Source organism: Cellulophaga tyrosinoxydans, assembly GCF_900176415.1.
In the GTDB taxonomy this organism is placed as follows: domain Bacteria; phylum Bacteroidota; class Bacteroidia; order Flavobacteriales; family Flavobacteriaceae; genus Cellulophaga; species Cellulophaga tyrosinoxydans.
In genome coordinates this window covers 162,163-176,562 of the sequence record NZ_FWXO01000005.1, presented here as the reverse complement: position 1 = coordinate 176,562, position 14,400 = coordinate 162,163, and the positions used below count along the sequence as shown (strand labels likewise).

The window sequence follows — 14,400 nt, the reverse complement described above, 5'->3', positions numbered from 1 at the left end:
ATTATTTTATTGATGATTGAAAACTATAAGTACCTGAGGGCACCATAATTTCATAAAAACCATTTTTTGCATTAATTAACTTTACATTTGAATCTTGCTTAAAAGTCTCACCATTTAATCGTAATTCTTCCTTTACATTTGCTGGTATTATAATGGTGGCTGTTGTATTTGGCGGAATCGTTGTTTCTAATTGAAATGTATTATTTTCTAACTTCCAAGAAGAAGACACTTTTCCATAAGGAGTATTCAGGATTGCTGAAGCTGAAGTTAATTTTTCATTAGGTATTGGCGAAATTCTTATTTTTTTATAACCAGCCTCAAGTGGAGCAATACCTGCAACACGTTCATACATCCATTCCCCAATAGCACCATAGGCATAATGATTTAAGCTATTCATATTTTGAGGGTTAAAACCCTCCGTTTTACTGTAACTATTCCAACGTTCCCAAATAGTGGTTGCTCCTTGGTTAATGGAGTAAAACCATGAAGGGTAAGTTTCGTTAAAAAGTAATTTATACATTAAGTCTATTTCACCCATTTCGTCTAGAACTTGAGATAATAGTGGCGTGCCTAAAAACCCCGTTCTTAAATGATTATCAGCTTCTTTAATTTTTTCCAATAAATTAGATTTTGCTATTTGTTGTTTGCTTTCTGGCAGCAAATCGAAAGCTAAAGCCAACAAGTATGACGTTTGAGTTTCAGTTACACCTTTGATTTTTCCGTTTTCATCAAAAAACTCATTTTCAAATGCCTTAGCAATCGTTTTGTATAAAGTGTGATACTTTGCTTGTTCTTCTTTTTTCCCTAACACCTTTGCTGCTTGGGCCGTTAACTTAGCTGAATAAGCAAAATATGCTGTTCCAATTAAGTTAAGAGAAGTATCCCCTTTAGTATCTCCATTTTCAGGATGTGGCTGCAACCAATCGGAAAAAGACATCATGTTTGAAATATATTTTTTCGATTTTAACTTATGATACTCCAACCAGTTTTGCATCATTTCAAAATTCTCCTCTAAAATTCTTGTGTCGCCGGTTCGCATATAAATCTTCCATGGGATAACAGTACAAACATCGCCCCAACCAGAACTTGCAATTTTATTGCCTCGAGAATCTGGAACCGTCCAAGGAATCGCTCCATCTTGTAGTTGTGCTTCTCGAACGCTTTGTAACCAACTTGCCCAAAATTTATAAACATCGGCATTAAACATAGAGGTTGGTCCAAAAACTTGTGCGTCACCGGTCCAGCCTAATCTTTCATTTCGCTGAGGGCAATCAGTAGGTATATCTAAAAAATTACCACGCAAGCCCCAAACAATATTACTTTGCAATTTGTTTAATTTATCATGTGAAGAAGTAAAAGTACCGTTATCATCAAAGTCAGAATACAAAACGATACCCTTAACCCAACTTTTTGAAGGTTCTTTTGAAGTATCAAATCCGCTTAATTCTACAAATCGGAATCCATGAAATGTAAACTTAGGCATATATTCAATATCGCCATCTTGAGCAGCTATAAAATAGTCTGTAGAATGTGCGCTTCTGTAATTTTTGGTGTAAAAGGTACCGTCCGGAGATAACATCTCAGAAAATCTAATTTTTAAGGTATCACCTTTTTTCATTGGCACCTTAACCAAAGGCACCCCAACCATATTTTGCTTTAAATCGAATATTATGCCACCATCTTTCTCTGTGATTTCTTGGGGTGTGAGCACCAACTTTCCTTTTACCGTGGTGTGGCGTTTTGGTTCTAACTTAACATTATCCTCAATAATTGCCACCTCAACTGGACTCCAATCTTTATCATCAAAATTGTTTGTAGACCAATTTGGTATTTCCAAGTTCTCATTATAAATTTCGCCATCATAGATTTCTGCAAACTGAAGCGGACCATTAGTCATTCCTTTCCAACTATTATCAGTAACAATAGTTTCTTTTGAACCATCTTTCATTGTTATTTCCAATTGTGCTAAAAATTTTGGAGATATGGTGTTATCCCATGGTGTTGTCCCCCAAAGTAAACGTCCTGAATGCCAACCCGAAGCAAGTTCCACTCCTATGGCGTTTTGCCCTGATTTAACTAGAGCGGTAACATCATAAGTCAAAGTTTCAATGCGTTTATCATAAGTTGTAAAACCTGGTGACATTACATCGTCTGAAACATTTTCTCCATTTATTGAAACGTCAAAAACACCTTTGGCTGTAATATATAATCTTGCTGAAGCTACCTCATTTGTTAAATCAAAAACTTTACGTAAATATTGAGGTTTATGAATGAGTACTTTTTCTCGACCTCTTATACTATCTTTAGCAGTATCAATACCAATCCATTGGGCTTTCCAGTCCTTATTATTTAACAATCCTAATTCGAAATGATTAATTTCACTCCAATTAGATTCCACATTTTCTTGATTCCAATATTTTACTTGCCAATATACTTTTTGACGAGAATTCAAGTTTTTACCCGCATATGCTATAAACGTTGATTGCTCTGAAACTTGTTTTTTAGAATCCCACAAATCGGCTTTATTTGGAAGCAAATCGGGATTTGAAGCCACCACAATTTGATATGCTGATTGGCTTTTTACATCTGTTTCAACGGGCAAATTCCATGAAAAGGTTGGTGCTGCATTGTAAAACCCAAGAGGATTTTTAAAGCCTTCAGAAATTGTTAAGCTTTCAGCATTTTGTAAAAAAGGTTGTTGATTTTTACAGCTTGTAAGATTAAGAATAACCAGACTTAATAAGGCATAAAAAGCAATTGCAAAATTTGATTGTTTTGTCATTTTGATTTAAAGTTTCGTTTGAAATTTATATGTTCCTGGTTCTGCTAAAACCTTGATTAGATTTTTATCAGAACTGATTAATTTTAAATTTGAAGTTTCCGTGAAATCATTTCCGTTTACGCGCAAATTTTCTTTTTCACCATAAGGAATTTGTACTTCTGCGGAAGTATTTGGAGGAATCACAATATCAAGAATAAAGGAATTACCTTCAATTTTCCAAGATGATGATGCTTCTCCATAAGGTGTTTTTACAATTGCGGAAGCCGATTTCAAATACTCAACATTAGGTATTGGTGCCATTCTAATTTTCTTATATCCTGGCTCTAAAGAAGCGATTCCTGCAATACGCTCGTACATCCATTGGCCGATAGCACCGTAAGCATAATGATTTAAACTATTCATGCTTTGTGGGTTATAGCCTTCGGCTTTACTATAACTATTCCAACGCTCCCACATGGTGGTCGCCCCCTGATTGATAGAATAAAACCAAGATGGGTAAGTTTCTTTAAATAGAATTTTATACATTAAATCTACTTCGCCCATATCATCCAAAACTTTCGGCAATAATGGTGTGCCTAAAAAGCCTGTTCCCAAATGATAATCTGCATTTTTTATTTCTTCTAGAAGGTGTTTTTGGGCTTTTAGTTTGGTTTCTGGTTTTAACAAATCAAAATATATTGCCAACAAATAGCTGGTTTGAGTTTGCTTTTTGATTTTGAATTTCCCGTTTTTATCAAAGAATTCATCTTCAAATGATAATGCTATTTCTTTATATAATTCTTTGTATTTTTTTTCATCTTCTGTTTTACCTAAAACACCCGCTATTTTAGATACTAAATGAGCTGAATGCGCAAAATAAGCTGTATTAACAAACAATCTTGGTGTATCACCTCTATTGCCAATTTTCCCTGTTTTTTCTGGGTAAGGCTGCAACCAATCTGCAAACGAATGTATATTGGGAATATTATTTTTTGCATTAGTTTGGTAGTAACCAATCCATTTTTTTCCCATTTCATAATTTTCTTCTAAAACAGTTTTGTCTCCTGTTATGTTATAAATATCCCAAGGGATAATAACACAGGCATCTCCCCAACCAGAACTGGCGTTGTTATTTTGTAACACATCTGGAATTATAAAAGGTACTAATCCATTATCATGTTCAGATTGTGTTTCACGCATACTCTGCAACCAAGCTGTCCATAAAGCATGTGTGTCATAATTAAACATGGCTGTTGGTGTGATTACTTGAGCATCACCTGTCCAGCCTAAACGTTCATCACGCTGTGGGCAATCTGTAGGCACATCTAATAGGTTATCACGTAAACCCCAAGTAATATTACTTTGTAATTGATTTAATTTTTCATGCGATGATGTAAATGAACCATTCTTTTTTATATCTGAATGTTGCACCAAGCCTTTAATCCAACTCGTATTTGGCTTTACTGAAGTATCAAATCCTGATAATTCTACATATTGAAACCCATGAAACGTGAATTTTGGAGACCATTCTATATATCCATCTTTAGCAGCAATGTAATAATCGGTTGATTTAGCAGAACGATAATTTTCGGTATAAAATGTACCATCTGATAATAACATTTCAGAAAAACGAATACTAAGCGTATCTCCTTTTTTCATGGGTACATTCACTTTTGGAACACCCAACATATTCTGTTTCATATTGAATATTACAGAAGATTCTGTAGTTGACACCATTTCAACATCCTCTAATACAGCTGTTTGCTTAACAGATTCGTGGCGTTTTGGTTCTAGTTTTACGCTATCCGCTATAGCTTCTGTTTCTGTAGTTTCCCATGTGGTGTCATCAAAGTTAGCTTCTGCCCAATTTGGTATTTCTAAGTTGGCATTATAAACTTCGCCATCATACAAACCTGCCAATCGTATGGGACCGTTTGTGGTTCCTTTCCATGTTCCATCAGAAACGATAATTTTTTTTGTACCGTCTTTCAAAGTCACTTCTAACTGACATAAAATTTTTGGTGAAGCAAAGTTTTCATAAACTGCTTTACCTCTACTGATTCTGCCTGAATGCCAACCCGATGCTAATTCTACCGCTATTGCATTTTTACCTAATGTCAGTAAGTCTGTAACATTATAAGTCATAGTTTCTATGCGATGATTATATGGTGTCCAACCAGGTGGCAGCACATCATCACTTACATCTTTTCCGTTTAAATGCACATCAAAAACACCTTTGGCTGTAATGTATAATCGAGCCGATTCAAACTCTGCTGGTAAGTCAAAACTTTTTCGTAAATATTGAGGTCTGTGCATTAAAAAGTTGCGAACGCCTTTAATACTATCCTTTGCGGTATCTAGACCTGCCCATTTGGCTTGCCAGTCTGAATTATTTAATAACCCTAACTCAAAATGATTGATTTCGCTCCACTCAGAACTAATTCCATCTTGATTCCAAAAACGTACTTGCCAGTATACTTTTTGGCGTGAATGTAATTCCTTACCCTCATATTTGATAAATATAGATTGCGAACTTAATTGCTTTTCAGAATTCCACAAATCAGCTTTGTTTGGCAACAAATCTTTTGAAGACGCAACAACTACTTGGTAAGCGGACTGAAATTTAATTTTGTCTGAAACAGGTAATTTCCAGGAAAATGTTGGTTTATTATGGTAGAAACCTAAAGGATTTTTAAAACTTTCGGAAATGACCAATTGCTCAGGCTCTTTGATCATCTCCACTTTACATGAGGTTAAGACCAAAAACAATAGGCAAAAAAGTAAAAACAATTTTTTTTCTAATTTCATTCTCCAATAAATCTCAAAACAGTGTTATACCAAGTAAGCAAGATTATTTTTTTCTTTAAAAAAACCATCCTGCTCTGTCTTGCTATTTATTGAAGAAATATACAAATGAACTACTATAACTTATTACTTAAATCTCATTTAGAAGCTCAATCCAATGTATACGCATTCCAAAACATCTTTTCCATCCAATATTTAAAAATATTTAAGCTTTTAATAGTCAGTCGTTGACCAATTACTTGCTATTACAATCGCAAAAACTTAAATTAGTTATTATAAATTTTATTATAAGTTGGGCCATATACATAAAGTGTAAATAACATCGATTGCATGACCATGAACTTTATTATATAAGTGATATGAAAGTTTTACACGTTAAATAGCATCGATTTTGTCAGTTACTTCGTCTCTTTTATGGCATCACACTATGTCTATAAAAGTTCAAAAGACTACTTTTAAAAGGCAGTCTTTTCTAATAAACTTTTTTTAGAACTTACGATACAAGAGTTTTATAGCATTAATACCCCAAAGCTAACAACTGTCGTAAATTCTACGAATAATCTTCTTTTCATATCATTCTATAATACTATTAAAAAAATAATATTTACCTAAATATAAGCGAAGTAATATGGATAGGTATCCTGTACAATACTGTGCTAGTAACATTGGAATTTAAGCCTCAATTATATTTTCTTGGCTTTCTTTTTAGTGATTTATTAGCTATTTTATTGTTTTTAAACTTTTCCTTTTCAGGGTTCCAATATAGTGTTTCATTCAATTCATAAGCAATATTCGCAATGTTACAGATACTAGCTGATCTATGACCGGTTTCAACGTCACAAATAGGCTGAGTTCTAGATTTAATTGCATTTAACCAATTTTGATAATGATTACCCTTTTCTCTTACTATTTTTCTATAATTGTCAGTTTCTGGTTGAAACAAATCAATTATACTCGAATCTAAATAGCTTCGGCTCACATCCATTGTACCTAATTCTCCAATAAAACGAACTCCCCATTCTCTACCAAAATCTTCATGCACCATTTCAATTCCATTTTCATAATACATCTTCAAACCACGTACGGCTTTAGGGTCCTTTGGTGGTATATAGGTAATTGGACCCGTATTATCCATATCTAAACACCATTGAGCAATATCAAACATATGGGTACCCCAGTCAGAAAGTATCCCACCTGCAACTTCTTTGTAATACCGCCATCTTGGATATTCTTTCACAATCTCTGGAGCAAGTATTGCATTATAAGGTAATATTGGCGCAGGGCCGCACCATAAATTCCAATCAATTCCACTGGGTACAGGTTCTGCAGGTAAATCATATGGTCGTGCTGGATCTCCAACATTAACTAACACCTTTTTTATTTTTCCCAGTTGCCCATTTCTTACAACTTCTTTTGCTTTTTCAAATCTAGCCCAGGAACGCTGCATACTCCCAACCTGCAGCACGGCTTTATTTTTATTAACTGCATTCACCATAGCTCTACCTTCAGCTATGGTATTTGTCATTGGTTTTTCACAATAAACATCCTTACCAGAATTCATTGCATCTATAGATTGAATCGCATGCCAATGGTCGGGTGTTGCAATTACCACAGCATCTACATCTTTTCGGGCAATAAGGTTTTGATAATCAGTATATGTTTTAATCCCTCGATAGGAGCTTACTTGTCTTTTTTCGGCATAAAAACCTTCTACCACATTTTTAAACCATTCTTGTTTTGGCGCCCAAACTTCTGCCCCAGCGACAATCTGAACATCTGTATTTGATATAAAAAAATTAGCGAGAATTCCACCTTGTTTTCCCAACCCAACAAAGCCTAAATTTATTTTATCACTAGGAGGAGTAAAACCTTGACCTAATACATGACGTGGAATAATACTAATACCACCTATTACTAATGAAGTATTTCGAATAAAATTTCGTCTAGATAGGGAGGATGCCTTTTTAGAATCTGTATTTTTTGAATTTTTCATAGATATTCTTTTGATTATAGTGCTTATGGTAAATAAAAAACTTCTTTTAATGGAATTGATATTGGGGAGTTATCAGGGTTTACTTCCATAATATCAGCCATAAAATTCCACCATTTTTTTACAATTTCATTATTGGCTAGATCTTGAGACCCTCCACTTCCTAGTACTTTCTGGAATGCAAAAAGGATACTTGTTTCTTCATCAAAAAATATTGAATATTCACTTACACCGTTATCTTTAAGTAATTTTTTCAAATCTGGCCAAAGTTCATCGTGTCGCTTTTTATAAGCGTCAATTTGTCCCTTATTAAGTTTCATTTTAAATGCTAATCTTTCCATCATGAGGTTATGTTTCTAAATTATTTCAAATAATGACTAAACTTTTTAGTATAAATAGTTTATTAGTAACTAGTTATAAGCTTAAATTTATGAAGCTATCTTGGGATATTATCAAACTTTTTAATTTAAATATTCTATTTGTTGTTACTATGTTTCCATAAAAAATAGCAATACCCATCTTTGAGTACCAATTTAAATTTTATTTTAGTTATTTTCAATTTTAACCACATAATAAGGTGCTATTACCTTTTCACTTAATAACCCAGGATGCATTATTACATGTCCATTATTATTTATAGACGTAAAGTAAACAAGCAAATCAAATTCGGGATTTAGGTCAGTTGAAGGTATCTGCGATACATAGTTTTTGCCATCCCAAGTCATACTTAACGTTTTAAATTTCCCTAAGGCCATATTGGCCGATCTATAATGAACTTTTGGAATTTGATTCGTATGCAAAATTGTATTTGTTATTAATGTAACGGTAATATTTTCTTTCAAATCTGCTACTTTCGGAACTAAAGCTTCAAAGTTATGTGAAATTGATTTCTCCGTATTTTTAAATTCATCCCAGTGATCTACTACTCTAACGCTCTTTAAATTAGTTAAAATCATTTTTAAGGAGTCTCTATCTTTCTCAATTTCTATTTGTCTGTCAACCCAAGTACCATTGTCATGTAAAAAAAGCGGCTTTTCATGATATGTTTTCTGGGTTTTAAACACTATACTGCTCCATTTATTTAGTGCTATTTCTAAATTATTAAGACTTGATTTAAGATAACCATTTTGATTTGTTCTTTGATAAAATGCAAAATTGGTAGCTGCCTTTATTTTAAAAGAATGATAGGCAGCAAGCAACGCCGTAATTTGCAAATCCGTTTCATTAGTTTTGTACTCCTTTTTGTAACTAATAGGAATATCATCAATTTTAACCCTAGCCAATGCCTCCAATGTTTTCAGAGAAAAATTTTCAAACTGGGCCGCTAATTGAATGGGATTAATTTTTGGCTTTAAACTATCGTTTAAAACATCATTTACATAATTTTCTATACTATAAAAAAGTCCCGGATCACCTGGTTCTGTAGATTGATAAGTTCTTTTCTTTTCTATATAATACGGATTAGCATTGTGATTAATAAATAACGCTCCACCGCTCTCTATTTCTGCCCAATTATAGTTAGCAGGATGAAAAGTAAGGTGTGAAGATGTTATTAATGGTAGAATTTTTCCGGCTACTCCATAAGCTTCAATTACTGGTTTATAAGTATTGCCATAGTGGGTTTTGAATGTTCTTTCCCATACCTCTTTTTTAGTATTAATTGAATAACCTAATCTGCCAAATAATTTATACCATGCCCAATAGCGTTGATCTTCCCACTGATAAAAGTTTAATGAATCATCTATAAAAAGATTCCATGTGTTTTCTTTTCTTGCTAAAGGTGGCGTTACTTGAAACCCTTTACTACCTGCAAAACTAGCTGTACTTGAAAAACGTTTTGCATAATCCGGATCTGCCCATGTGAACATTCGTATGGTGCCTATTCCCCATAATCTATTTATATAATCAAAATCACGAGAGCTATATAAAAAATCGGCGTAACCGTAGCGCTGACGCTTGTCAATGTTATCTAACATGGTAAGTTCACCATTACGCATTTCTGTGGGATGATATGGAAGTCCAACACCTTCCCAAGAATATTTACTTGTTACTTGTACGTTTATGCCCGTCTCTAAAGCCCACTCGCGTATGTTTACAGTGAGACCTTTAGCTCTTAAGTCTAAAAATAAGTTGCCATTACGTTCTTTGTGAATATCGCCAATAGCTGTAATAATCTCTTTCCAAAATATTTCGGCTGTATTTCCAAAACCACCAACTCCTGATTCATAGTTTACACGTAAATGAATACCATCAATTTCTGTTACTTTTCGTAATAATTCACGCATGCCGTTAGCACAATAACTGGTAAACAATGTGTCATCCTCTGGAAGCCCAATTACTAATTCATCACTTCTACCATGTCCCCAAATTCCAAAAACAAATTCTAACCCGTAATTATGGCTAATTTCACCAATGCGACTTAGTTGCTGCAGGTATTCCTGAGGGGTTTTAGTATATTGTTTTTTTAATTTTACAGTTTCAAATCCTGGAACTTCCACAAGATACGGATACACAGGTATCATAAAATCTTGATTAACACCGTCATTATAACCTGTTATTAATGTAAGTCTATTAAATCTATTTTCGGCTAATTGCTTTATATAATACTGCCAATAATCTTCAGAAAAAAACCAAATTGCGTCATTTTCATCATTTAAGAATTTATCTAATCCCCTTATTTTATTATCCGGAAATTCAACAGTGTTATTTATTTTAGTTAAGGCAGCAAGCCCTTTATCTTCAATTTGTTGGGCAAGTTCTGTTAAGGCATACATGAAGCCTTTGGCATCGGTACCTCCAATAATAAGAGCCAAACCTCCTGTTGTTTCACGCCGTTGATAAAATACACCTTCGGGTTTATTTGGCTCCAGTTCTTTATTATCAGAAACTAGCTTTTTAATAACATTATTATCTACAGTACCTAGTAAAATAAATACTTTTTGATTGGATTGTGTCCAATGCTGAACGGTTTCAATAGCCCCATTTGCTGATTCAATAGCATTATAAAATGCTTTTTTACCATATGCGATTACATTTGATTTATCATTAGAAACACCTGTTCTATCAACAATCGTAATGGTGCTATTTACAATAAGAGATTCCTTGTTTAAAGTTTGACTTGTTGCCTTAAACGCTGAACAGTATAGTAAAAACAATAATATATTAATTAGATTTCTCATATTCTAAGCCTACTTAATTCACTCTTAATGAAACTTTATTTAAATCTTTTTCTAAGGAAGAAGACCCAACGGAGATAGTGAAAGTACCAGGCTCTACCACCTTTTTCATTTCTTGATTTAGCACATTAAGTTCATCAAACCCTAATTTAAAGCTTACTTTTTTAGTTTCTCCTGGTTTTAAAGTGATCCGCTCAAAACCCTTTAACATTTTTAAATAACGTCCTACAGAAGCAAAATCATCTCTAACATACATTTGCACAACCTCATCACCTTCGCGCTCTCCCGTATTTGTAACCTCCACGGTAACCTTAGTAGAGCCATCGGTAGTTATGCTTGGGTTTTCTAATTTAGGAACACTATAACTAAACGTAGTATAACTCAATCCAAAACCAAATGGAAATAATGGTGTTTTATCCGTAAAAGCATATAATCCTTTACCAGAACCTATAAAATCAGGGCGCTCTAAATAGGTTGTTGGAATCTGCCCAACAGATCTCGGGAACGAAACTGTTAATTTACCGCCAGGATTTACGTCGCCAAAAATAGCATCGGCTATCGCATCACCTGATCTCATCCCCAAATACCATGTTTCAAGTATAGAAGGGATATTATCTGCAATGTAATTTATAGTTAATGGGCGGCCGTTAATTAACACCACAATTACTGGCTTGCCTGTTTTATGAATGGCTTCAACCAAATCATTCTGAACTCCAAATAAATCCAAATCAGATCTATCAACTCCTTCACCACCAGTTCTCCTTGAACCTCCTACTACCAAAACTACAGCATCTGATTGTTTGGCAGCACTAACGGCATCAGAAAATCCAGCTTTAGAATCACTCAACAAATCACAACCTTTTGCATAGTTTATTTTTATTTTGCCATTGGTTTTGTTCGTAATACCCTCTAAAACTGATGTGTAAAAAGGGGGTAATCCAGAATAGCCACCCAATAATGAATACGTGCCTTTATCTGGTTGATCTTCATGCGCATTTGGGCCAATAACCGCTAACGATTTTATTTTTGACATATCAAGTGGCAAAGTATTGTTCTCATTTTTCAATAAAATAATTGCCTTTTTTGCCATTTCATAAGCAAACTCTTGGTGTTCTTCTCTCCCTGCATTTACATTTTTAGTATCAATCTCTTTTGGTTCTGCATCAAACAAACCCAACTTATATTTTGCCGTTAAAATACGTGATGTAGCTTTATCAATATATTTCATCAATTCTGGATTCTTCGTTATAGTATCCTTCAATACATTTGTATGATACGATGATAGTTCGACACTCTTGCCAATGACTAAGTCCATATCAACACCCGCTTTTAATCCTAAGATAGCTGACTCAGCTCTCGTTTCAGAAATAAAATGCATGGTTTCTAAGCGGGCAACATCATTATTATCAGAAACTATAAAACCGTCGAAACCTAGTTCATCTCTAAGAATATCCTTTAGTAACCAAGTATTCATATGGTTAGGAATTCCATTATAATCTTGATGACCAGGCATAACCGAACCCACCTGCGCTTCCTTTATGGCAGCCTCAAAGGGTGGAAGATAAACCTCTCGTAAACGACGTTCTGACATATCACTAAAACCACCATTGATACCACGTCGATTTTCAGGATAACCTACAAAATGCTTAGCAGTTGCAATAACATGGTTCTCATCAAACCGCTCATCACCAATACCTTGTAAACCTTGAATAAAGGCAACGCCCATTCTTGATACCAAATAAGGGTCTTCACCATAAGATTCTTCTACTCTCCCATATCTTGGATCACCAGAAATGACATCTAAATTTGGAGAATAACAATGTGTAACACCTAAAGTACGTGCTTCTAATGCTGTCTGAGAAGCCATTTTTTTGATTAACTCGGGTTCCCATGTAGAACCAGCGGCAATAGCTTGAGGATAAACCGTTGTGTTACCATAATAATCAAGAACAAGCCATAATCCATGTAATGCTTCGCCATACTTCATATATGGAATACCCAAGCGATCATTGGCTGGTGCATCTTGCGTCATTTCAGCAATTTTTTCATCTAAGGTCATTTTACTAATAAGCTCTTCAACTTTTTCCGCAATTTCAACATCTTCTTGATTAGATGATTTTGATGTTGTGGTAGAATCTGATTTTTTTGAGTCGCAGCTAAACAATACCGCCGCAATAAAACATGTTAAGAATATTTTTTTCATTTATTTAGTTTTTAAATATTGTTAAATTTATTCCTTAAAAATTTCGTAACCCAGGTACAATTTTGATATTAGCTGCTTTATTATCTTGTGGCCATTTTAGGATAGTTAATTTTTGAGTGGATTCATCCCAAATAAAATCCGAAGAATTGAAATTAATGGGTGCCTTATAGGTTTCCAATCTTACTTTTTTTATTGGATCATTATACATAACAATAGTATCATCTATTAAAATAGAAAAACCATCTGGATAATGCCGATTTGCACCAATAAAAATTGTCGAAGCTCCTTTGCTATTGTCCGTAATAATATTAATATCTAGAGTTCTAGTAGCATGATTAAATAAAAAGAATTGAATATCACCTGCTATAGTTTGTGGAAAAGGCCGTGCAATAACATCGGTAATATACTTACGTTCAACAGTTCCTGCATCAGTACTATCACTAAAAATGGACCAAGTTGACGGGCCTCCTGGCATAAAATTCTGCATAGTTCTATTCCCCAAAAACCAAGCTTTTATTGATCCCACGCCCATACGATCAAACACCTCAGCAGTTTTTATATATAATTCTCTATACTCTAACTGCCCAAGTTTTCCTGAAATTAGAGTATCTGTAGAGGCGAATGTTGGAAAACCCCATTCCCCAATAAGAATAGGAGCATTTAGCATCTCTGATTCTTTATCAAACCTATCCATAACAGGTTTAATAAAATCTATTTTATTTTGATAGATATGTGGAGCAAAAATGATATTTTTTCTGTTAACTGGCGATGTTATTTCAGCATACTGATTGTTATCAATACCTTCTCCTTTATTCATAAATATGGATTGTAATAATACTTTTTTATTGGGGTTAATTTTTTGACTTTCATCAATTATTTCACTATAAAGAGGTATTAAGTATTTATTTGTCAAATCGTTATAAGAGATGTCCATAGTTAATTTTCTTGGTTCATTAACTACATCATACCCAAAAACAAAAGAGTCATTAGCATAACGCTCCCAGATTATTTTCCAAGCATCAATATAAGTATTGTATTCGCCTTTTTTGTTTAGCCAAAACTCTTCCCAAACAAATTTTTCCACACCGTAAACGGTCATTTTAAACACAGTCTTCATACCGGATTGCTTACCTAAATCAACCAAAGTATCTAACTTTTTTAGATAATTAGGTTCTAGTTTTCCGCCAGGGAAATTACTAAGCTTGCCTAGTTCTAATCTAATAACTTGAGTATTGGCGCCCATGCGAACCATACGTGCATAATCATCGCTATTAAAAAAGACTTCGCCACCACCGTCATTTGTATTTACAACAAAACCTCTTGGTATTATATGACGACCTTGCTCATCACGTTGACCGTGCTTTATTTGAGAAAAAGTGTGTAAGCAAGTTAAAGTTAAGGCAATTTGAAAAATAAGTTTTTTCATAACAAAAGTGTTTTAAACGAATGTAAGGTGGTGCCTATA

At 34.0% G+C, this 14,400-nt stretch carries 7 protein-coding genes; all 7 read right to left on the bottom strand.

Going from position 1 to position 14,400, the window contains the following annotated elements; translation table 11 throughout:
• Window position 1: 1 nt before the first annotated feature.
• Window positions 2-2,782: an alpha-L-rhamnosidase gene (locus tag B8963_RS13895; RefSeq protein WP_084062442.1), complete on the bottom strand. Its 2,781-nt coding sequence runs from the start codon at window positions 2,780-2,782 to the stop codon at window positions 2-4.
• 6 nt (window positions 2,783-2,788) lie between these two features.
• On the bottom strand, window positions 2,789-5,497 hold the full coding sequence (locus tag B8963_RS13890) for an alpha-L-rhamnosidase (protein WP_234989676.1): 2,709 nt from the start codon (window positions 5,495-5,497) through the stop codon (window positions 2,789-2,791).
• Window positions 5,498-6,245: 748 nt separating this feature from the next.
• Window positions 6,246-7,559, bottom strand: coding sequence for a Gfo/Idh/MocA family protein (locus B8963_RS13885; RefSeq protein ID WP_084062436.1), 1,314 nt, complete (start codon window positions 7,557-7,559; stop codon window positions 6,246-6,248).
• 23 nt (window positions 7,560-7,582) lie between these two features.
• On the bottom strand, window positions 7,583-7,900 hold the full coding sequence (gene rhaM, locus B8963_RS13880; protein ID WP_317043721.1) for an L-rhamnose mutarotase: 318 nt from the start codon (window positions 7,898-7,900) through the stop codon (window positions 7,583-7,585).
• Between the two features lie 201 nt (window positions 7,901-8,101).
• On the bottom strand, window positions 8,102-10,735 hold the full coding sequence (locus B8963_RS13875) for a hypothetical protein (RefSeq protein ID WP_084062429.1): 2,634 nt from the start codon (window positions 10,733-10,735) through the stop codon (window positions 8,102-8,104).
• Window positions 10,736-10,748: 13 nt separating this feature from the next.
• Window positions 10,749-12,935, bottom strand: a complete 2,187-nt coding sequence (locus B8963_RS13870; RefSeq protein ID WP_084062425.1) for a beta-xylosidase — start codon at window positions 12,933-12,935, stop codon at window positions 10,749-10,751.
• Window positions 12,936-12,969: 34 nt separating this feature from the next.
• Window positions 12,970-14,361, bottom strand: coding sequence for a cellulase family glycosylhydrolase (locus B8963_RS13865; RefSeq protein ID WP_084062422.1), 1,392 nt, complete (start codon window positions 14,359-14,361; stop codon window positions 12,970-12,972).
• Window positions 14,362-14,400: the final 39 nt, after the last annotated feature.